This window comes from Klebsiella sp. WP4-W18-ESBL-05 (assembly GCF_014169075.1).
In the GTDB taxonomy this organism is placed as follows: domain Bacteria; phylum Pseudomonadota; class Gammaproteobacteria; order Enterobacterales; family Enterobacteriaceae; genus Kluyvera; species Kluyvera ascorbata_B.
In genome coordinates, this window is the sequence record NZ_AP022057.1 from 3,281,739 (window position 1) to 3,301,584 (window position 19,846).

The 19,846-nt window shown below is 57.6% G+C and carries 16 protein-coding genes; 2 read left to right on the forward strand and 14 right to left on the reverse strand.

Annotated elements, in window-relative coordinates:
- Nucleotides 1-240: 240 nt before the first annotated feature.
- Entirely contained in the window at nucleotides 241-2,025 is a 1,785-nt protein-coding gene (locus H7R58_RS15710; protein WP_182930257.1) for a diguanylate cyclase, read from the reverse strand.
- A 115-nt stretch (nucleotides 2,026-2,140) separates the two neighbouring features.
- Nucleotides 2,141-3,250, reverse strand: a complete 1,110-nt coding sequence (locus H7R58_RS15715) for an AI-2E family transporter (RefSeq protein WP_182930256.1) — start codon at nucleotides 3,248-3,250, stop codon at nucleotides 2,141-2,143.
- 229 nt (nucleotides 3,251-3,479) lie between these two features.
- Between H7R58_RS15715 and H7R58_RS15720 the strand changes: the two genes are divergently transcribed.
- Both H7R58_RS15720 and H7R58_RS15725 read left to right on the forward strand, forming a co-directional pair.
- The gene (locus H7R58_RS15720; protein ID WP_106924285.1) at nucleotides 3,480-4,451 is read left to right on the forward strand and encodes a DUF1852 domain-containing protein; all 972 of its coding nucleotides are present in this window, start codon (nucleotides 3,480-3,482) and stop codon (nucleotides 4,449-4,451) included.
- 27 nt (nucleotides 4,452-4,478) lie between these two features.
- Nucleotides 4,479-5,510 (forward strand): methionine synthase, encoded by a 1,032-nt coding sequence (locus H7R58_RS15725; RefSeq protein WP_106924284.1) that lies wholly within the window; start codon nucleotides 4,479-4,481, stop codon nucleotides 5,508-5,510.
- Between the two features lie 48 nt (nucleotides 5,511-5,558).
- Here the strand turns inward: H7R58_RS15725 and H7R58_RS15730 are convergent, their stop codons facing one another.
- The 12 genes from H7R58_RS15730 to nuoC form a co-directional block, all read right to left on the reverse strand.
- Nucleotides 5,559-5,954, reverse strand: a complete 396-nt coding sequence (locus H7R58_RS15730; RefSeq protein WP_182930255.1) for a VOC family protein — start codon at nucleotides 5,952-5,954, stop codon at nucleotides 5,559-5,561.
- Between the two features lie 101 nt (nucleotides 5,955-6,055).
- On the reverse strand, nucleotides 6,056-7,513 hold the full coding sequence (gene nuoN, locus H7R58_RS15735; protein WP_106924282.1) for an NADH-quinone oxidoreductase subunit NuoN: 1,458 nt from the start codon (nucleotides 7,511-7,513) through the stop codon (nucleotides 6,056-6,058).
- Between the two features lie 6 nt (nucleotides 7,514-7,519).
- Nucleotides 7,520-9,049 carry an NADH-quinone oxidoreductase subunit M gene (nuoM, locus tag H7R58_RS15740; RefSeq protein WP_182928566.1) on the reverse strand — a complete coding sequence of 510 codons (1,530 nt, stop codon included), beginning with the start codon at nucleotides 9,047-9,049 and terminating at the stop codon, nucleotides 7,520-7,522.
- A gap of 100 nt (nucleotides 9,050-9,149) precedes the next feature.
- Nucleotides 9,150-10,991 (reverse strand): NADH-quinone oxidoreductase subunit L, encoded by a 1,842-nt coding sequence (gene nuoL, locus H7R58_RS15745; protein ID WP_106924280.1) that lies wholly within the window; start codon nucleotides 10,989-10,991, stop codon nucleotides 9,150-9,152.
- Nucleotides 10,988-11,290 carry an NADH-quinone oxidoreductase subunit NuoK gene (gene nuoK / locus H7R58_RS15750; RefSeq protein ID WP_035892477.1) on the reverse strand — a complete coding sequence of 101 codons (303 nt, stop codon included), beginning with the start codon at nucleotides 11,288-11,290 and terminating at the stop codon, nucleotides 10,988-10,990. Before nuoK ends, nuoL begins: the two co-directional genes overlap by 4 nt.
- The gene (gene nuoJ / locus H7R58_RS15755; RefSeq protein ID WP_106924279.1) at nucleotides 11,287-11,841 is read right to left on the reverse strand and encodes an NADH-quinone oxidoreductase subunit J; all 555 of its coding nucleotides are present in this window, start codon (nucleotides 11,839-11,841) and stop codon (nucleotides 11,287-11,289) included. The genes nuoK and nuoJ overlap by 4 nt, the downstream gene beginning before the upstream one ends.
- Before the next feature lie 11 nt (nucleotides 11,842-11,852).
- On the reverse strand, nucleotides 11,853-12,395 hold the full coding sequence (nuoI, locus tag H7R58_RS15760) for an NADH-quinone oxidoreductase subunit NuoI (RefSeq protein ID WP_106924278.1): 543 nt from the start codon (nucleotides 12,393-12,395) through the stop codon (nucleotides 11,853-11,855).
- 13 nt (nucleotides 12,396-12,408) lie between these two features.
- Nucleotides 12,409-13,386 carry an NADH-quinone oxidoreductase subunit NuoH gene (nuoH, locus tag H7R58_RS15765; RefSeq protein ID WP_035892479.1) on the reverse strand — a complete coding sequence of 326 codons (978 nt, stop codon included), beginning with the start codon at nucleotides 13,384-13,386 and terminating at the stop codon, nucleotides 12,409-12,411.
- Nucleotides 13,383-16,109 (reverse strand): NADH-quinone oxidoreductase subunit NuoG, encoded by a 2,727-nt coding sequence (nuoG, locus tag H7R58_RS15770; protein ID WP_182930254.1) that lies wholly within the window; start codon nucleotides 16,107-16,109, stop codon nucleotides 13,383-13,385. Before nuoG ends, nuoH begins: the two co-directional genes overlap by 4 nt.
- Before the next feature lie 35 nt (nucleotides 16,110-16,144).
- Nucleotides 16,145-17,479, reverse strand: coding sequence for an NADH-quinone oxidoreductase subunit NuoF (nuoF, locus tag H7R58_RS15775; protein WP_182934431.1), 1,335 nt, complete (start codon nucleotides 17,477-17,479; stop codon nucleotides 16,145-16,147).
- Nucleotides 17,479-17,979, reverse strand: coding sequence for an NADH-quinone oxidoreductase subunit NuoE (nuoE, locus tag H7R58_RS15780; protein WP_002913160.1), 501 nt, complete (start codon nucleotides 17,977-17,979; stop codon nucleotides 17,479-17,481). The genes nuoF and nuoE overlap by 1 nt, the downstream gene beginning before the upstream one ends.
- Nucleotides 17,980-17,981: 2 nt before the next feature.
- Entirely contained in the window at nucleotides 17,982-19,787 is a 1,806-nt protein-coding gene (nuoC, locus tag H7R58_RS15785) for an NADH-quinone oxidoreductase subunit C/D (RefSeq protein WP_106924275.1), read from the reverse strand.
- Nucleotides 19,788-19,846: the final 59 nt, after the last annotated feature.

The following is a 19,846-nucleotide window of genomic DNA, read 5'->3' on the forward strand; positions in this document are numbered from 1 at the left end:
CGCAGGGCAATCGTCGACGTGGCGTCGCTTCTCTTTTCATGAGCTCATTCGGACGGCGAAAAAGATAAGGCGGGCCTTATTCCATTTCAGCTATCCGGGTTATCGGAAGGGAAAAGGAATTCATTAGAGGGCAAGAAAGAAATATCAGCCGCGCCTGATACGGGCCGTTTTATCGTGGGTGAACGCAGGATAGCTTCGGCAGGGTGAGGACCAATAACGATATCAGCAGGATGCCCGCCCTCACCCTGCTTCCAGCATGCCAAAACTCACAATCCGCGCCCGGCCCAGCTCTTTTGCGCGATACAGCGCAACGTCGGCGGCACGCAGCAAATTGTCGCTCTGCACATGTTCGGGATAGCTGGCAACGCCAATCGAGACATCCACATGGCCGATATCGGTACCAGCGAAGCGCAGCGCCATTTCGCGTACGCCGTTATAAATATCGGTCGCCACCCGGCTTGCGTCTTCTTCATCCATGTTGCTGAGCAGTACCAGAAACTCTTCACCTCCATAGCGGAAGGCTGTCCCACTGTCGCGCACCACGCGCTGAATAATCGCCGCAACGCTTTTAATCACGGCATCGCCCGCTTCGTGGCCAAAGCGGTCGTTGATGAGCTTAAAGTGGTCGATATCAATCATCAGGCAGCTTAGCGGCTCCTGGCTGCGCATCGCGTGGCCCAACAGCGTCCCCAGCGTGTCGTCGAGATGGTGGCGGTTACGCAGCCCGGTGAGCGGGTCATAGAGCGCTTTTTCCAGCAGCGCATCGCGCAGCCGCTGGTTGGCGAACGCCAGGCCGAGCGCCTCCGCCATCAGCTCCAGATAGGCGCGCCACGGGACGGTTTCCTCGCTGACATTCTGGAAAGACAGCAGGCCAATCGCCTCACCCTGCGCAATCAGCGGCACGCATAGCGTATGGTTAAGACAGGATCCCGGCAGATGGTAACAACCAATATCCGGTTCACCGTGCACCGGCGGATGGCTCTGCCCGCGCCGCACGGCCCAGCATTCATCCGGATGGAAAGGCGTTGGCGCCCCCTGCGGAGAAAGCCATTCCGCCACGCAGCGCATTTGCCAGGGCTCCCGGTCAAGGATGAACAGCCGCCCGGGCACGCCCGGCGCGATGTTTGGCGCGAACAGCTCCGCCACCTTAACCACATCGTCAAAATTCTCGCAGCCCTGGAGCCGTTGGGTCATACGCGCCAGCAGTTCGCGTATCGCCCAGCTGGCGTCGCGCTCCTTCTCCAGCCGCTGGCGTATCAGCCCGTTCTCGCGAAAAATGCGGATGGCCTGCGCCATATCGCCAATTTCATCAATCTGATTAAAGTTGGGCGGTTCGACGGCGTAATCCTGCGACGCCAGCCGGTGGATGACATCGCTCAGACGCTCGACGGGCCGGAGCACCCGGCGCTTCAGAATAAAGCCCAGCACAAACAGGAACAGCAGCGCCGTCAGCCCGACCATCACCTCAGACAGCGTACGCAGCGTGCGGGAAGCCTGGGTCGCATCATCAATAGCGTTGCGCGCGCGATTGTCGAGCAGCTGGCGAAAATGGTCGATACGCTCCTGCGCGCGATCCAGCTCCTGTTCATAAATCTTGCTGTACAGCAGCGCCATCGCATGTGAGGTGTCGCCCTGCGCCATGCTGTTGAGCGCCGTCTGCTGCTCGTCCTGGAGCGCATCCACAATCAGCACGCCTTCGTGCAGCAGGGCCAGCTCCTCCTCCGTCGCACCAGCATCCTTGAGTTTAGACAGCCGCTGTTCAACATTTTTCAGCCGCGTTTCCCTCTGGCGATATTCCTTCAGCAGGTCCGGGTCTTTGCTGACCACATACAGCCGCGCAAGGTCGGACTGCGCCCAGGCATCGTTGTCCACTTCGTCGGTCAGTTGGTCAAACACCTGGCGCTGCGCCACCGCCTGGCGTTCGTGATTATCCGCGTTAGAGGCCATCAGCATGACAATGCCGGAGGCGATTGTCAGGCACACCGTCGCGCCGTAAGCCCAGTTTGTTATTGTGGCAATTCTCACCGGAGGGTTCCTTCTGCGACGAATAATGAATTAGCATCATTGAAATTATAGGAAACGCCCATTTTCACGTGGCAATAAAAAAGCGGCCATAGCCGCTTTTGTTATCGTCATCCCATTATGCTTCCGGGGGATTTTTGCCTTCCGCAATAAACTCTTCGTCCAGACCTTCAACGTTGCCCGCGTGGTCGCGCCCGGAAAACAGGTTCCAGCAGGCGAGGAACAGCGCGGCAATCAGCGGCCCAATCACAAAACCGTTAATACCGTAGATTTCCATACCGCCGATGGTGGTGATAAGAATCAGGTAATCCGGCATTTTGGTATCTTTGCCCACCAGCAGCGGGCGAAGAATATTGTCCACCAGCCCGACAATAATCACGAAGAAGCCAACGATAAACAGCCCCTGCCAAAGCTGTCCCGTGGAGAACAGGAAGATAGCCGCGGGCACCCAGATAATGGCCGATCCGACGGCAGGCACCAGCGAGAGAAACGCCATCAGCGCGCCCCACAGAACGCTGCCGTCGATATCAACAATGGCAAAGGCGATACCGCCGAGCGTCCCCTGCACCACCGCAACTACCGCCGTGCCCTTGACCGTGGCCCGCGTCACGCCAACAAATTTGGCAAACAGGTGCTGCTTCACGAAATCGGTCAGCGGCAGTGAATCCAGAATGCGGGTAACCAGATACGGGCCATCTTTGAGCAGGAAGAACAGCAGATAGAGCATGATACCGAAGCTGATGGCGAAACCGAACGTCCCCTTACCAATCAGAAACGCGCTGCCGGCAAGATACTGCCCGCCCTGCAGGGCCAATTCGGACAATTTTTTCTGGATCTGCGCCACATTATCCAGGTTGTGTTCGATCAGGAAGCCCCTCGCCCAGCGCGGCAGATGCGAGAAAATACTGGCGATCGTCTCCGGGAACCGCGCGTTGTTTTGCTGAAGCTTGGTGTACACCACGTTCAGCTCCAGCGCCAGCGACGACAGAATGGCCATCAGCGGGATAAAGACAATCAGGCAGATGATCACAATGGTCACCAGCGACGCCAGGCCATTGCGATCGCCCATCATGCTGCGCAGCTTATTTTTCACCGGGTTAAACACCACGGTAAGGATAGCCGCCCACAAAATGGCGGAGAAATAAGGTGAAAGGATATCGAAAAATGCCCAGGTAACGAGGGCCAGAATGAAAATGAAAAAGCCTTTGGTCAAGCCGTTAAATCGCATTGGTGCGTCCTGTTGCGGGAAATCTTTGTCGACTATAGGTGCGTTTGCCCCGATTTACCAGGTTAGCGCATCACCGACGCAACATGAAAATAGCTCATGTTCAATGAAATTAACTCGCTTTCTCTCCCCGTACGGCTCTGGCATAAATTACACCATGTTAACTTATTGACAACATGAAAACGGTTCACAGGCTCAGTTTTCACGTCAGAACTCAGGATGCAACGTCGCTATGAATACAGATTTCACCTTTGCCATTACGCGCAGCCGTTTTGATGAAAACTATAATCCGTCAGAAAACACGCGCATTACCACCAACTTTGCCAATCTGGCGCGGGGTGAGAACCGTCAGCAGAATTTACGCAATACGCTAATCATGATCGACAATCGCTTTAATACGTTAGCGCATTGGGATAATCCGCAAGGCGATCGTTATGCCGTCGAGCTGGATATCATTTCCGTAGAAATGAAGATTGCGGGCAGCGCTTTCCCGGCAATCGAGATCCTGCAAACCAATATTATTGATAAAAAGACCAACGAACGCATTGCGGGCCTCGCCGGCAACAACTTCTCGTCTTATGTGCGCGACTATGACTTTAGCGTCTTATTGTTAGGCCACAATAAAGACCGCGAGCAGTTTAGCCTGCCAGCACATTTTGGCGATCTGCACGGCAATATCTTCAAGCATTTCGTGCAGTCTGCAGAATACCGCGCGCAGTTTAAAAAGCCGCCGGTAATCTGCCTGAGCGTATCGAACAAAAACGCCTATCAGCGTACCGGCAACCAGCACCCGGTGCTCGGCATCGAATACCAGCAGCACGGAACGTCATTAACCGAAACGTACTTCAGCAAGATGGGCCTGCAGGTGCGCTACTTTATGCCCAAAAACAGCGCCGCCCCGCTGGCCTTCTTCTTTACCGGCGATTTGCTGGGCGATTACAGCGATCTTGAGCTGATTGGCACCATCGCCACCATGGAAACCTTCCAGAAGATTTATCGCCCGGAGATTTATAACGCCAACTCGGCGGCAGGCCTGCACTATCAGCCGAACCTGAGCCACGAGGATCATTCGTTAACCAAAATTGTTTACGACCGGGAAGAGCGCAGCCGTCTGGCGATTGAACAGGGCAAGTTTACCGAAGAGCATTTCATTAAACCGTACAAGAAAATTCTTGAGCAATGGTCTGCTAACTACGCACGTTAATTTAATCAAAATAAAGGTTATCTACTTATGAAAACATTGCTCCCGACTTCAACGGCTGGCAGCTTACCGAAACCGTCCTGGCTTGCGCAGCCGGAAACGCTGTGGTCGCCGTGGAAATTACAGAACGAAGAGCTGATTCTCGGCAAACAGGATGCGCTGCGTTTATCGCTGGACGACCAGCTGCGCGCGGGCATTGATATTGTCAGCGACGGCGAGCAAACCCGTCAGCACTTTGTTACCACGTTTATTGAGCACCTCAGCGGCGTGGATTTTGAAAAACGCGAAGTGGTGAAAATTCGTAATCGCTATGACGCCAGCGTGCCCACGGTGGTTGGCGCCGTCGAGCGTAAAAAACCGGTGTTCGTGGATGACGCGCGCTATTTACGTCAGCTCACCAAGCAGCCGATAAAATGGGCGCTGCCGGGGCCGATGACCATGATCGATACCCTTTACGACGCCCACTACAAAAGCCGCGAAAAGCTGGCGTGGGAATTTGCCAAAATCCTCAACCAGGAAGCCCGCGAGCTGGAAGCCGCCGGCGTCGATATTATCCAGTTTGACGAGCCAGCGTTTAACGTTTTCTTCGATGAGGTCAACGACTGGGGCATCGCAGCCTTAGAGCGGGCGATTGAAGGGCTGAAATGCGAAACGGCCGTGCACATCTGCTACGGCTACGGCATTAAAGCCAACACCGACTGGAAAAAGACGCTGGGCAGCGAGTGGCGTCAATACGAAGAAGCGTTTCCGAAGCTGCAGGCATCGAATATCGATATCATCTCGCTGGAGTGCCATAACTCCCGCGTACCGATGGATCTGCTGGCGCTGATTCGCGGCAAGAAGGTGATGGTCGGCGCAATTGATGTCGCCAACCACGCCGTCGAGACGCCGGAGGAAGTCGCCGATACCCTACGCAAAGCCCTGCAGTTTGTTGATGCCGATAAACTCTACCCATCAACCAACTGCGGCATGGCACCGCTGCCGCGCCACGTGGCCCAGGGCAAGCTGAATGCGCTCAGCGCGGGGGCGGAGATCATTCGCCGGGAACTGACGGCGAAATAACGTCACAAGACACAGGCGATCGCCAGGATCGCCTGTCAGTTACGCAGGCTACACGTTCTGATACAGATCCCAGCGGTTGCCATACAGATCTTCAAACACCACCACCGTACCATACTCCTCCTCCCGCGGCGCTTCGCAAAAATGCACGCCTTTGGCCTTCATCGCATGGTAATCGCGCCAGAAATCATCGGTCTGCAGAAACAGAAATACTCTCCCGCCGCATTGGTTACCGATAAAACCCTGCTGCCGTTCGTTAGACGCGCGCGCCAGCAAAAGGTTACAGTCGCTTTCCGGGTTGGGTGATACCACCACCCAGCGTTTTCCCGGCTGCGGCGTATCTTCAATCAGCGTGAACCCCAGTTTGTCCGTGTAGTACTCAATCGCGCGGTCGTAGTCGTCAACCACAATGGCGATGTGCCCCAGGCACCTTTTTTGCGTTCTCATTCGCTGCTCCGTTCAGATTCATACGCCGTATACCCTACACGCTTTCAGGCATAAAAAAACCGCCGATAAATCGGCGGTTCTTCACATCATCAGCAGGAATATTACATCAGCGGCATCGCCATCTGCACAATGCTAATCAGCGGCTGCGGATAAATACCCAGCACCAGCACCAGCAGTGCGGAGATCAGCACCACGATACCGCCCGCGCTGTACTGCCAGTTAGACGGCGCATCGCGGCCCGGCTGCTGCGGCGCGCTGAGATACAGGCTGACGGCCACGCGCAGGTAGTAGTAAAGGCCAATCGCGGAACCAACGACTACCGCGCCGACCAGCCACCACAGGTGTGCCTGCACGCCGACGGCCAGTACGTAGAACTTACCGATAAAGCCAAGGGTCATCGGAATACCGGCCAGCGACAGCATCATCACCGTCATCACCGCCGCCAGAATCGGGCGATTCCAGAACAGGCCACGGTAGGAGTACAGCGAGTCAGCATCCGGGCCACGGTACGGGCTGGACATCAGGCTCACCACGCCGAAAGCGCCGAGGCTGCTGAACAGATAACCGGCCAGATACACGCCTACAGTTTCCATCGACATCTCGCCGCTGTGCAGCGCAATCAGCGCCACCAGCAGGTAGCCGAGGTGAGAGATAGACGAGTAGCCGAGCAGACGCTTGATGTTGGTCTGGCTGAGCGCCATCAGGTTACCGAAGATGATGGAAGCGAAGGCAATCAGGCCCAGCACCACGCGTACCGCTTCGCTGTCGCCGACCGGGGCGTACAGGAACAGACGCATCACCACGCCAAAAATGGCAATCTTGCTGGCGGTTGCCAGGAAGGTTGACACCGGCGCAGGGGCACCCTGATAGACGTCCGGCGTCCACAGGTGGAACGGCACCAGCGAGAGCTTGAAGCCCAGGCCCACGATCATCATGCCCAGCCCCGCCAGCAGCAGCGGTTCGTGCAGCATGTTATCACTGAGGCTCTTGCCGAGCGCCAGGAAGGAGAGATCGCCAGACTGCGCGTACAGCAGCGCCATACCGAACAGCAGGAAGGACGAAGCCGCCGCTGACAGAATGGTGTACTTGATGCTCGCTTCCAGAGAACGCTTCTGTCGGAAGGCATAGCCAATCAGGCCGAACAGCGGCAGTGAAATCAGCTCAATACCGAGGAACAGCGCCGCCAGGTGGTTGGCGTTCGCCAGCAGAATGCCGCCGAGCGCGGCAATCAGCACCAGCAGGTAGAACTCTTCCTTGTTATCGGTATAGCCCTCAAGCCACGGATAAGCGAACGTACAGGTGGCAAGGCTCGCCAGCAGCACCAGCCCGGTGTAGAGCATTGCGTAACCGTCAACGCGCATCAGCGGCGTGACGTCCATGGCGCCCGCCTGGCCAACAAACCAGAGCGAAACCAGCGCGGCGTTAAGCCCAATGACCGACAGCGTGGCATTGAGGAAGTGATTGCGTCGCCACGCAATGGAGAGCATCACAACCACCACCGTCAAGCCGACGATCAGCAGCGGTAACAGCGCGATCAGTTGTTGTGGAGTTATTGTCATGGCGAATTACGGCCTTGTAGTTGAAACAGAATTAACAAACCACTGCTGGATGTTGCTCATCGCAGAATGTGACGTGTCCAGAATAGGCTGCGGGTAGAAGCCCAGCAGAACCAGAAGCACGACCAGTAACAGAACGATAAACAGCTCGCGCAGCGACATCCCTGGCAGCTCTTTTGCCGCGATTTCGCTCTTCGCTTTGCCGAAGTATGCCCGGTGCAGCATCGCCAGCGAGTACACGGAGGCAAACACCAGACCGAAGGTAGAAATCACCGTAATCACCGGCACGACATGGTAGCTGCCGAACAGGATCATAAATTCGCCGACGAAGTTACCGGTACCCGGCATGCCCAGCGTCGCCACCGCGAAGAACATCGACAGCGCCGGCAGCCACTTAATTTTGCCCCACAGGCCGCCCATCTGGCGCATGTCGCGGGTATGCAGACGTTCGTACAGCTGGCCGCACAGAATGAACAGACCGGCCGCAGACAGCCCGTGCGCGATCATCTGAATCACCGCCCCCTGGTACGCCAGCTGGCTACCGGTATAGATAGCAATCAGTACGAAGCCCATGTGGGAAACGGAGGTGTAGGCAATCAGGCGTTTAATGTCGTACTGGGTAAACGCCATCCACGCGCCGTAGAAGATACCGATCACACCCAGCCACATCGCGATAGGCGCGAACTCGGCGGAGGCGTTCGGGAACAGCGGCAGCGCAAAGCGCAGCAGACCGTAGGCCGCGGTTTTCAGCAGAATCCCCGCCAGGTCAACGGAACCCGCGGTCGGTGCCTGAGAGTGCGCGTCCGGCAGCCAGCCGTGCAGCGGCACAACCGGCATTTTCACCGCGAAGGCGATGAAGAAGCCGAGCATCAGCAGGTATTCCACGCCGTGCGACATTGGGGTTTTCAGCAGGTCCTGATAGTTGAAGGTCCACACGCCGGTCGCGTTATGGTGCACGAACACCAGCGCCAGGATGGCAATCAGCATCACCAGACCGCTCGCCTGGGTATAGATGAAGAACTTGGTGGCCGCCGTGATACGCGTTTTACCGTCAGAGGCTTTATGCCCCCACAGCGCGATCAGGAAGTACATTGGCACCAGCATCATCTCCCAGAAGAAGAAGAACAGGAACATGTCGATGGCGAGGAACACGCCGATTACGCCGCCCAGGATCCACATCAGGTTGAGGTGGAAGAAGCCCTGGTATTTTTCGATTTCGCGCCAGGAACAGAGCACCGCCAGCACGCCGAGCAGGCCGGTCAGCACCACCATCAGCAGCGACAGACCGTCGATAGCCAGATGGATAGTAATGCCAAAGCGCGGGATCCACGGCAGAATAAACTCAGACTGCCACTGCGGCAGACCGGCGGATTGCGTGAGTGAGTAGCCGCCCTGCAGCCACAGCTGCAGGCCAAGCGCGAGCGTCAGTCCCATGGTGACCAGCGCAATCCAGCGCGGCATCTTCACGCCGAAGCGTTCGGTCTGCCAGCAGAGAAAACCGCCGATAAAGGGAATCAGTATTAGCCAGGGTAATAACATGGCAGTTCATTTCCTTATTCATCTATCCGGTAGCGCATCGCCCGCCGGAACAGGAAAACAGCACGACATTTTCATGGGGAGGAAAATCCTCCCCAACGAATTAACGCAACACCATCAACAGCGCCAGCACCACGACGGCACCAATGCTCATTGACGCGACATACCAGCGCAGATAGCCGTTCGCACTCAGCACCAGACCTTTACCCGCCAGGCGAGAAAGGATGGCCGGAATGTTCATCAGCGCATTCAGCGGGTCACTCTTCAGCAGCCAGGCGATGCCCAGGAACGGTTTCACAAACACTTTGTCGTACAACCAGTCAAAGCCCCAGGCGTTGTACCACCAGGTGCCCAACAGACGGCCCGGCGCGCTGTTGGCAATCGCGGTGACCAGGCTACGTTGGCCCAGCCACAGCCATGCGGCAATCAGGATACCGGCAATCGCCACCACGCCGGAGGTGATTTCCAGCGTCAGCACGCGGCCATGTTCCAGCTCGGTCGTGGCCGGCAATACGCCGTGCAGCGGCGGCACAATCAGTGCGCCAATAAAGGTCGACAGGATCATCAGCACAATCAGCGGCAGATGATGGGTAATCCCCTTCCCTGCGTGCGCGTGGATCTGCTCTTTACCGTGGAAGACGATGAAGATCATACGGAAGGTATAGAGCGAGGTCATGAATGCACCGACCAGGCCCGCAACCATCAGATTGATATGACCGTTGGCCATCGCACCGGCGAGGATTTCGTCTTTACTGAAGAAGCCCGCGGTAATCAGCGGCAGCGCGGAGAGCGCGGCACCACCGACCAGGAAGCAGGCATACACCAGCGGAATCGACTTACGCAGGCCACCCATCTTGAAGATGTTCTGTTCGTGATGGCAGGCCAGAATCACCGAGCCGGACGCCAGGAACAGTAGCGCTTTGAAGAACGCGTGAGTCATCAGATGGAAAATCGCCGCATCCCACGCCTGTACGCCAAGCGCCAGGAACATGTAGCCAATCTGGCTCATGGTGGAGTAGGCCAGCACGCGTTTGATATCGGTCTGCACCAGCGCGGCAAAGCCCGCCAGCACCAGGGTAATCGCCCCGACAATCCCGACCAGATGCAGCACTTCCGGCGTCAGCAGGAACAGACCGTGAGTACGGGCAATCAGGTACACGCCCGCGGTCACCATGGTCGCTGCGTGGATCAGCGCAGAAACCGGCGTTGGGCCCGCCATCGCATCCGCAAGCCAGGTCTGCAGCGGCAGCTGCGCGGATTTACCGACCGCACCGCCCAGCAGCATCAGGGTTGCCCACATCAGCATGTCGTTGCCTGCGGCAAAGTGCGCCGGCGCCAGTTCAACCATTTCGCGGAAGTTCAGCGTGCCCAGCTCGTTGTAGAGAATGAACAGCGCGAACGCCAGGAAGACGTCACCGACGCGGGTGACAACGAAGGCTTTCATCGCCGCAGCGCCGTTCTTCGGATCGGTGTAGTAGAAACCGATCAGCAGATAGGAGCACAGGCCCACGCCTTCCCAGCCTAAGTACATCAGCAGCAGGTTATCGGACAGCACCAGGACAACCATGCTGGCGATAAACAGGTTAGTGTAGGCGAAGAAGCGGGAGTAGCCCTCTTCACCGCGCATATACCAGGAGGCGAACATGTGGATCAGGAAGCCCACGCCGGTAACCACGGAAAGCATGGTCAGCGACAGGCCGTCCAGCACCAGGCTGAAGCCAATGTTAAAGTCGCCGACGGACATCCACGTCCACAGCGGCAGGCTGAACGCCTGCTTGCCGTTGGCAAAGAAGTCTACCCCGACAAAGGCGGTCACCAGCGCGGCCAGGCCAATCGACCCGACGCCAACGGTGGCGGAGAGGTTTTCCGACCAGCGCCCGCGGGAGAAAGCCAGCAGCACAAAGCCAATCAATGGCAAAATAATGGTTAAGGCAAGCATGTTCATCCGCGCAACTCACTTACTGAATCGATGTTCAGGTTCTGGCGGCGACGATGGAGCTGCAGCAGCAGCGCCAGGCCAATACTCGCTTCCGCAGCCGCGAGGGTAATGGCGAGGATATACATCACCTGACCGTCGGTCTGGCCCCAGTAGCTGCCGGCGACCACGAAGGCCAGCGCGGCGGCGTTAATCATGATTTCCAGCCCAATCAGCATAAACAGCAGGTTGCGACGGATAACCAGACCGGTTAAACCCAGCACGAATAAAATCGCCGCGAGGATCAGCCCATGTTGTAAAGGAATCATGCGTGTTCCTCCGTTTTCCTTTTCGCGCTATCGTTCGAACGATTGCTCAGCACTTCGCCTGCGCGATCTTCACGACCGATATGGAAGGCCACAACCAGGCCCGCCAGCAGCAGCATCGACGCCAGTTCCACCGCCAGTACGTACGGCCCGAACAGCGCAATACCGACGTCTTTCGCGCTGATGGCGTTGCCATCAATGCCCTGGTCATTCAGGCCGAGGATGGCGTACACCATCACAGCCAGCAGCACGGCGGAAAGAATCGCCGGGCCAATCCAGATTTGCGGCTTCAGCCACTGACGTTCCTGAGCGATTTCCGCACCGCCCAGGTTCAGCATCATCACCACGAAGACGAACAGCACCATGATGGCGCCCGCGTAAACGATGATCTCCAGCGCACCGGCGAAATACGCCCCCAGCGAGAAGAACACCCCGGCAATCGCCAGCAGCGAGATAATCAGATACAGCAGCGCGTGTACCGGGTTAGTGTGCGTAATCACTCGCAGCGTCGCGAGGACAGCAACAAGGCCACAGATATAAAAAGCGAATTCCATTGCCCCTCTCCTTACGGTAACAGGCTCTTGACGTCGATAGGCTTGGCTTCGTTCTCTGCTTCGCCTTTATCTTTGCCGTCGATTGCCATACCCGCCATCCGGTAGAAGTTATATTCCGGGTATTTGCCCGGACCGGAAATCAGCAGATCCTCTTTTTCGTACACCAGATCCTGACGCTTGTATTCGCCCAGTTCAAAATCCGGGGTCAACTGAATCGCCGTGGTCGGGCACGCTTCTTCGCACAGGCCGCAGAAAATGCAGCGTGAGAAGTTGATGCGGAAAAACTCCGGATACCAGCGACCGTCTTTGGTCTCCGCTTTTTGCAGAGAGATACAGCCTACCGGGCAGGCTACCGCACACAGGTTACAGGCAACGCAGCGCTCTTCGCCGTCCGGATCGCGCGTCAGCACGATACGGCCACGGTAGCGCGGCGGCAGGTAGACCGGCTCTTCCGGGTACATTTGCGTTTCGCGTTTGGCGAACGCATGCAGGCCGATCATCCAGATACTGCGTACCTGGGTGCCGAAGCCTACGATTAATTCTTTTAAGGTCATGGTCTATAGCCCCTTATGGCTGCTGCCAGAGAATGACAGCCGCCGTTACCAGCAAGTTGATGAGCGTCAGCGGCAGGCACACTTTCCAGCCGAAGGACATTACCTGGTCATAACGAGGACGCGGTAACGACGCACGAATCAAAATGAACATCATCATAAAGAACGCGGTTTTCAGCGCGAACCAGATGAATGGCGGTAAGAACGGGCCTTGCCAGCCACCGAAGAACAGCGTCACGATCAGCGCTGACACGGTGACGATACCGATGTATTCGCCTACGAAGAACAGACCGAATTTCATACCGGAATATTCAATGTGATAGCCATCGGCCAGCTCCTGCTCGGCTTCCGGTTGGTCAAACGGGTGACGGTGACACACCGCCACGCCCGCAATCGCAAAGGTAATGAAGCCGAAGAACTGAGGAATGACGTTCCACAGGTGCGCCTGGTTATTGACGATGTCGGTCATGTTGAATGAACCGGCCTGCGCCACTACGCCCATCAGAGACAGGCCCAGGAACACTTCGTAGCTCAGGGTCTGCGCAGACGCACGCATCGCACCCAGCAGGGAGTATTTGTTGTTGCTCGACCAACCGGCGAACAGCACCGCGTAGACCGCCAGACCCGCCATCATCAGGAAGAACAGAATCCCGATGTTCAGGTCGGCGACCACCCAGCTTGGGCTGACCGGCACAATGGCGAAGGCCAGCAGCAGCGAGGTGAAGGCGATAACCGGTGCCAGCGTAAAGATCATACGGTCCGTAAATTTCGGGACCCAGTCCTCTTTAAAGAACATTTTGATCATATCGGCAACGAGCTGGAGCGAACCGCCCCAGCCTACGCGGTTTGGCCCGTAGCGGTTCTGGAACAGGCCCAGAAGGCGACGTTCGCCAAAGCTCATGAACGCCCCGCAGGTGACAACCACCAGCAGAATCACCACGGCTTTAACGATGCTGAGGAGGATCTCAATCAGATCCGGCGTTAACCAACTCATGCTTTTGCCTCCTGCAGATTATCAAGGCGCCCGCCCGCCATCACCGGCGCAATGCCCGGCATGCCCATCGGCAGACCGACCTGCCCCGCCGCCAGACCTTCAGAAATAATCAGCGGCAGGCTGATTGTCTGTCCGTCATAGCTAAAGGCAATGCGTGCGCCCGCGTTGACGCCAAGCTTCGCGGCGTCCGCCGGGTTAAGCTTGATGTACGGCTGCGGCATACGGCTCTGGAAGACCGGAGAACGCTGGGACATTTCGTCACTACCGAACAGATGGTAGTAAGGTGCAATACGCCAGCTGCCTTCCTGCGCCTGGAAACTTTCCGGCACGGCGCTGAAGAACGCCAGACCGCTTTCGGAAGCTTCAATCAGACGTACGCCCGGGTCGCCGTGGCGCAGTTTACCGCCCACTTCAGCCTGGAACTTGTTCCATGCCTGCGGGGAGTTCCAGCCCGGTGCCCATGCGAATGGGATCTGCGAGCGCGGCGCGCCCGGCTGGTTGTTCCCTTCCATCGAGAAGGCGAACATGGTGTCTTTATCCTGCGGCTGACGCGGTTCGTGCACGCTGATGTTTGCGCGCATTGCCGTACGACCGCTGTAGCGGTGCGGTTCACGCGCCAGCTTCTGACCGCGAATACGGAAGCTTGCGTCCGGCGCGGCGTCTTTAATACCCGCCAGCTGAGGCAGCTTTTCCACCACCGCATCGATCACGTGGTCGAGCTGCGTCCAGTCCACTTCGCGGCTCTGCACGGTGCTGTGCAGCGAGTGCAGCCAGCGCCAGCTTTCCAGCATCACGGTTTTGCTGTCGTAGTACGCCGGGTCATACACCTGGAAGAAGCGCTGCGCGCGGCCTTCGTTGTTGATGACCGTACCGTCGCTTTCCGCGAAGCTTGCTGCGGAGAGCACCAGGTGCGCTTTATCCATAATCGCGGTGCGCTGATGGTCAATGACCATCACCAGCGGCGCTTTAGAAAGCGCAGCGTCAACGCGCGCAGCGGAAGCATGGCGGTGCAGATCGTTCTCCAGCACCACTACCGCATCGGCTGCGCCGGACTCCAGCTCGCTCAACGCCGCTTCCAGAGAACCGCCGCCAATCATGCCCAGACCGATGCTGTTCACCGCGCGGGCAATCATGGTAACCCCCACGTCGGCGCCGCGGCCTTTCAGCGCTTTAGCCACGTTGGCTGCGGCCTGAATAATTTCCGCGCTTCCGGCGTTGGTACCGGAAATAATCAGCGGTTTCTTCGCTCCCGCCAGCGCCTGCACGATCACGTCGATCTTGCCCTGCAGATCGCGATCCAGACCTTCAACGGCCGGGGCGCTGTTATCCAGCGCGTGCGCGATAGCAAAGCCCAGTCGCGCCTGGTCTTCCACCGGTGCGCGATAGGTCCACGCCGCAATGTCATCCAGACGAGTATCGTCAACGTTGGTCACAAACAGCGGATGTTTTGCGCGCTGGCCAATGTTGAGGATGGCCGCAATCTGCCAGTCAGCCACTTTTTGCGCTGCCGCCATTTCACGCGCTTTACCTTTGACCGCCTGGCGAACCGCCAGCGCTGCGCGCGCGCCGGTCTGGGTTAAATCTTCACCCAACACCAGCACCGCATCATACGTTTCAATTTCGCGCAGCGCCGGGGTATGAATACCGCCTTCGCGCAGCACTTTCAGTACCAGCTGCAGACGTTCCTGCTCGCTCTGGGCAATACCGGTATAGAAGTTTTCCGCTCCAACCAGCTCGCGCAGCGCGAAGTTGCTTTCGATGCTGGCGCGTGGGGAGCCGATACCGATAACCTTTTTCGACTGGCGCAGAATATCCGCCGCACCCTGCATCGCCTGTTCGGCGTTGAGCGTAATCAGGTCATCGCCACGGCGCTGAACCGGCTGACGCGGACGGTCTTTCAGGTTCACATAGCCATAGCCGAAACGACCGCGATCGCACAGGAAGTAGTGGTTCACGGTGCCGTTGTAGCGGTTTTCGATACGACGCAGTTCGCCGTAGCGTTCGCCCGGGCTGGTGTTACAGCCCAACGAGCACTGCTGGCAGATGCTTGGCGCAAACTGCATGTCCCACTTACGGTTGTAGCGCTCGGAGTGGGTTTTATCGGTAAATACGCCGGTCGGGCAAATTTCGACCAGGTTACCGGAGAATTCGCTCTCCAGGGTGCCGTCTTCCGGACGCCCGAAGTAGACGTTGTCGTGCGCGCCGTAGACGCCCAGATCGGTGCCGTCAGCGTAGTCTTTGTAGTAACGCACGCAGCGGTAACAGGCGATGCAGCGGTTCATTTCGTGAGAGATGAACGGCCCCAGGTCCTGGTTACGGTGGGTACGTTTCGTAAAGCGATAGCGACGGAAGCTATGGCCGGTCATCACGGTCATATCCTGGAGGTGGCAGTTGCCGCCCTCTTCACAGACCGGACAGTCGTGCGGGTGGTTGGTCATCAGCCACTCCACCACGCTCTCGCGGAACTGCTTCGCTTCTGCGTCGTCGATAGAAATAAAGGTGCCGTCAGATGCCGGCGTCATGCAGGACATCACCAGGCGACCACGCGTGTCTTCCGCGTTTTGATATTGCTTCACCGCACACTGGCGGCAAGCACCGACGCTGCCCAGCGCCGGGTGCCAGCAAAAGTATGGAATATCAAGGCCCAGAGAGAGACATGCCTGTAACAGGTTGTCCGCTCCGTTAACCTCGTATTCTTTGCCGTCTACATGAATCGTAGCCATTAGCGTGCTTCCAAAATAAATAAATCTTTAGATTATCAGCGCGTCTTAAGCAGGTTCGGCTGAATCCCGTTGATTGCATGGGTATTGCTGAACTGCTGCTTAATGCCTGCCTCGAATTCGTCGCGGAAATACTTAATGGCGCTCTGCAGCGGCTCAACCGCACCAGGCGCATGCGCGCAGAAGGTTTTACCCGGCCCTAAGAATCGACACAGTTGCTCAAGCGTCTCGATATCGCCAGGCTGGCCTTCACCCTTTTCAAGGGCGCGCAGAATTTTCACGCTCCACGGCAGGCCGTCGCGGCACGGCGTACACCAACCGCAGGACTCACGGGCGAAGAACTCTTCCAGGTTACGCACCAGCGACACCATGCCAATCTCGTGGTCGACGGCCATCGCCAGCGCCGTCCCCAGACGGCTGCCCGCTTTACCGATGCTTTCGAATTCCATCGGCAGGTCAAGGTGCGCTTCGGTCAGGAAGTCGGTCCCCGCGCCGCCTGGCTGCCAGGCTTTGAACTTCAGGCCATCGCGCATGCCGCCCGCGTAGTCTTCGAGAATTTCACGCGCCGTCGTGCCGAACGGCAGCTCCCACAGCCCCGGGTTTTTCACGCGGCCGGAGAAGCCCATCAGCTTGGTACCGGCATCTTTGCTTTTCGAGATGTTCTGGTACCACTCGACGCCGTTAGCCAGAATCGCCGGAACGTTACACAGCGTTTCGACGTTGTTGACGCAGGTCGGTTTGCCCCATACGCCGGAGCTTGCCGGGAACGGCGGCTTGGAGCGCGGGTTGGCGCGGCGGCCTTCGAGGGAGTTAATCAGTGCGGTTTCTTCACCGCAGATATAACGCCCGGCGCCGGTGTGCACGAACAGCTCGAAGTCAAAGCCAGTGCCGAGAATGTTCTTCCCGAGCAGGCCCGCTTCGGTGGCTTCCGCAATGGCACGGCGCAGGTGCTGCGCCGCTTCAATATATTCCCCACGCAGGAAGATGTAACCGCGGTACGCCTTCAGGGCAAACGCGGAGATCAGCATGCCTTCCACCAGAAGGTGCGGCAGCTGTTCCATCAGCAGGCGGTCTTTGTAGGTACCCGGCTCCATTTCATCGGCGTTACACAGCAGGTAACGGATGTTCATGGATTCGTCTTTCGGCATCAGGCTCCACTTCAGACCGGTGGAAAAGCCCGCGCCGCCGCGCCCTTTCAGGCCAGCGTCTTTTACCTGGTTGACGATCTCGTCCGGCGCCATCCCGGTGAGCGCTTTTCGCGCCCCGGCATAGCCGTTTTTCGCCTGATACTCTTCCAGCCACACCGGCTGCTTGTCGTCACGAAGACGCCAGGTCAGCGGATGGGTTTCGGGAGTCAGAATAATATTCTTCATTATTTATACTGCTCCAGCAGGTCAGGAATGGCTTCCGGCGTCAGATGGCTGTGAGTGTCCTCATCAATCATCATGGTCGGCCCCTTGTCGCAGTTGCCCAGGCAGCAGGTCGGCAGCAGCGTGAAGCGACCATCAAAGGTGGTTTGACCCGGTTTGATGTTCAGCTTCTTCTCGATTGCCGCCTGAATACCCTGGTAACCGGTAATGTGGCACACCACGCTGTCGCAGTAGCGAATCACGTGACGACCGACCGGCTGGCGGAAAATCTGGCTGTAGAACGTCGCCACGCCTTCGACGTCGCTCGCCGGAATACCCAGCACGTCGGCAATAGCGTAAATGGCGCCGTCCGGTACCCAGCCGCGCTGTTTCTGAACGATTTTCAGCGCTTCAATGGACGCCGCACGCGGGTCTTCGTAGTGGTGCTTCTCGTGCTCAATGGCTTCACGCTCTGCCGCACTCAGCTCAAAAGCCTCGGTTTGTGGTTGTTGATTCTCGTGCATAATTAGCGGTCCACGTCTGACATAACAAAATCAATACTACCCAGGTAGACGATAAGGTCTGATACCAGGCTGCCACGGATCGCCGACGGAATCTGCTGCAAGTGCGCATAGCTCGGCGTACGGATACGGGTGCGGTAGCTCATGGTGCTGCCGTCGCTGGTCAGGTAGTAACTGTTAATACCCTTGGTCGCTTCCACCATCTGGAAGGACTCCTGCGCCGGCATAACCGGGCCCCAGGAAACCTGCAGGAAGTGGGTGATCAGGGTTTCAATGTGCTGCAGCGTGCGCTCTTTCGGCGGCGGCGTGGTCAGCGGGTGATCCGCTTTGAACGGGCCTTCCGGCATGTTGTCGAGGCACTGCTGAAGAATGCGCAGACTCTGGCGCAGCTCTTCCACTTTCAGCATCACGCGGGTGTAGCAGTCAGAAACGCCACCGCCGGTCGGGATTTCAAAGTCGAAGTTTTCATAGCCAGAATACGGACGCCATTTACGCACGTCGAAGCCGATACCGGTGGCGCGCAGGCCAGCACCGGTGGTGCCCCACTCCAGCGCTTCTTTTGCGGTATAAGCCGCAACGCCGACGGAGCGGCCTTTCAGAATGGTGTTACGCAGCGCGGCTTTCTCGTAGGAGTCCAGACGCTTCGGCATCCACTCGAGGAATTCACGCAGCAGACGATCCCAGCCGCGCGGCAGGTCGTGCGCCACGCCGCCGATACGGAACCAGGCCGGGTGCATACGGAAACCGGTAATCGCTTCGACCAGATCATAGATTTTCTGACGGTCGGTAAAGGCGAAGAAGACCGGCGTCATCGCGCCGACGTCCTGAATAAACGTCGAAATGTACAGCAGGTGGCTGTTGATGCGGAACAGTTCGGAGAGCATCACGCGAATAACGTTTACGCGGTCCGGCACGGTGATCCCGGCCAGTTTTTCTACCGCCAGCACGTACGGCATTTCGTTCACGCAGCCGCCGAGGTACTCGATACGGTCGGTGTACGGAATGTAGCTGTGCCAGGACTGACGCTCGCCCATCTTCTCGGCACCACGGTGGTGATAGCCGATGTCCGGTACGCAGTCGACAATCTCTTCGCCATCAAGCTGCAGAATAATACGAAATGCACCGTGCGCAGACGGGTGGTTCGGGCCGAGGTTGAGGAACATGAAGTCCTCGTTTTCGGTCCCGCGCTTCATGCCCCACTCTTCCGGTTTGAAGGTCAGCGCTTCCATTTCCAGATCCTGCTTGGCTTTGGTCAGCTCAAACGGGTCGAATTCGGTGGCGCGGGCCGGGTAGTCTTTACGCAGCGGGTGGCCTTCCCAGGTCGACGGCATCATGATGCGGCGCAGGTTAGGGTGGCCGTTGAAGGTAATGCCGAACATTTCCCAGGTTTCACGCTCGTACCAGTTGGCGTTCGGGAAAAGTTTGGTCAGCGTTGGCACGTTCAGGTCGTTTTCAGACAAAGCCACCTTGAGCATGATATCGCGATTGCGGTCTATTGAGATCAGGTGGTAGAAAACGGAAAAGTCCGCGGCCGGTAAACCGTCGCGGTGGGTACGTAAGCGTTCATCCATGCCGTGCAGGTCAAACAGCATCACATAAGGCTTCGGCAACTTCTTGAGGAAGTCGACGATCTCCAGCAGCTGCTCGCGCTTAACCCAAACGACAGGAACCCCGGTGCGGGTGGCCTGAACGGTAAATGCATCCGGCCCAAAACGGTTGCGCAGTTCGCCGATGACCGGATCATCAAGGTGATCGCGGGTTTGCCATGCGGCCGCTTCTTGCGCGGTTAAATCGGTCATATTGTTCACCATTGCAAAAGGTCCGTGGTGACTGCCGGAGGTGGCCTTCGCGCTGTTGTATGTTGATTTGC

What these genes read in the sequence shown, in the direction of transcription:
- nuoH (WP_035892479.1), bottom strand. Translation starts at nt 13,386, where the DNA reads ATGAGTTGGTTAACGCCGGATCTGATTGAGATCCTCCTCAGCATCGTT.
- nuoE (WP_002913160.1), bottom strand. Translation starts at nt 17,979, where the DNA reads ATGCACGAGAATCAACAACCACAAACCGAGGCTTTTGAGCTGAGTGCG.
- H7R58_RS15720 (WP_106924285.1), top strand. Translation starts at nt 3,480, where the DNA reads ATGAATACAGATTTCACCTTTGCCATTACGCGCAGCCGTTTTGATGAA.
- H7R58_RS15730 (WP_182930255.1), bottom strand. Translation starts at nt 5,954, where the DNA reads ATGAGAACGCAAAAAAGGTGCCTGGGGCACATCGCCATTGTGGTTGAC.
- nuoI (WP_106924278.1), bottom strand. Translation starts at nt 12,395, where the DNA reads ATGACCTTAAAAGAATTAATCGTAGGCTTCGGCACCCAGGTACGCAGT.
- nuoC (WP_106924275.1), bottom strand. Translation starts at nt 19,787, where the DNA reads ATGGTGAACAATATGACCGATTTAACCGCGCAAGAAGCGGCCGCATGG.
- nuoF (WP_182934431.1), bottom strand. Translation starts at nt 17,479, where the DNA reads ATGAAGAATATTATTCTGACTCCCGAAACCCATCCGCTGACCTGGCGT.
- nuoK (WP_035892477.1), bottom strand. Translation starts at nt 11,290, where the DNA reads ATGATTCCTTTACAACATGGGCTGATCCTCGCGGCGATTTTATTCGTG.
- H7R58_RS15725 (WP_106924284.1), top strand. Translation starts at nt 4,479, where the DNA reads ATGAAAACATTGCTCCCGACTTCAACGGCTGGCAGCTTACCGAAACCG.
- nuoN (WP_106924282.1), bottom strand. Translation starts at nt 7,513, where the DNA reads ATGACAATAACTCCACAACAACTGATCGCGCTGTTACCGCTGCTGATC.
- nuoG (WP_182930254.1), bottom strand. Translation starts at nt 16,109, where the DNA reads ATGGCTACGATTCATGTAGACGGCAAAGAATACGAGGTTAACGGAGCG.
- H7R58_RS15715 (WP_182930256.1), bottom strand. Translation starts at nt 3,250, where the DNA reads ATGCGATTTAACGGCTTGACCAAAGGCTTTTTCATTTTCATTCTGGCC.
- nuoM (WP_182928566.1), bottom strand. Translation starts at nt 9,049, where the DNA reads ATGTTATTACCCTGGCTAATACTGATTCCCTTTATCGGCGGTTTTCTC.
- nuoJ (WP_106924279.1), bottom strand. Translation starts at nt 11,841, where the DNA reads ATGGAATTCGCTTTTTATATCTGTGGCCTTGTTGCTGTCCTCGCGACG.
- nuoL (WP_106924280.1), bottom strand. Translation starts at nt 10,991, where the DNA reads ATGAACATGCTTGCCTTAACCATTATTTTGCCATTGATTGGCTTTGTG.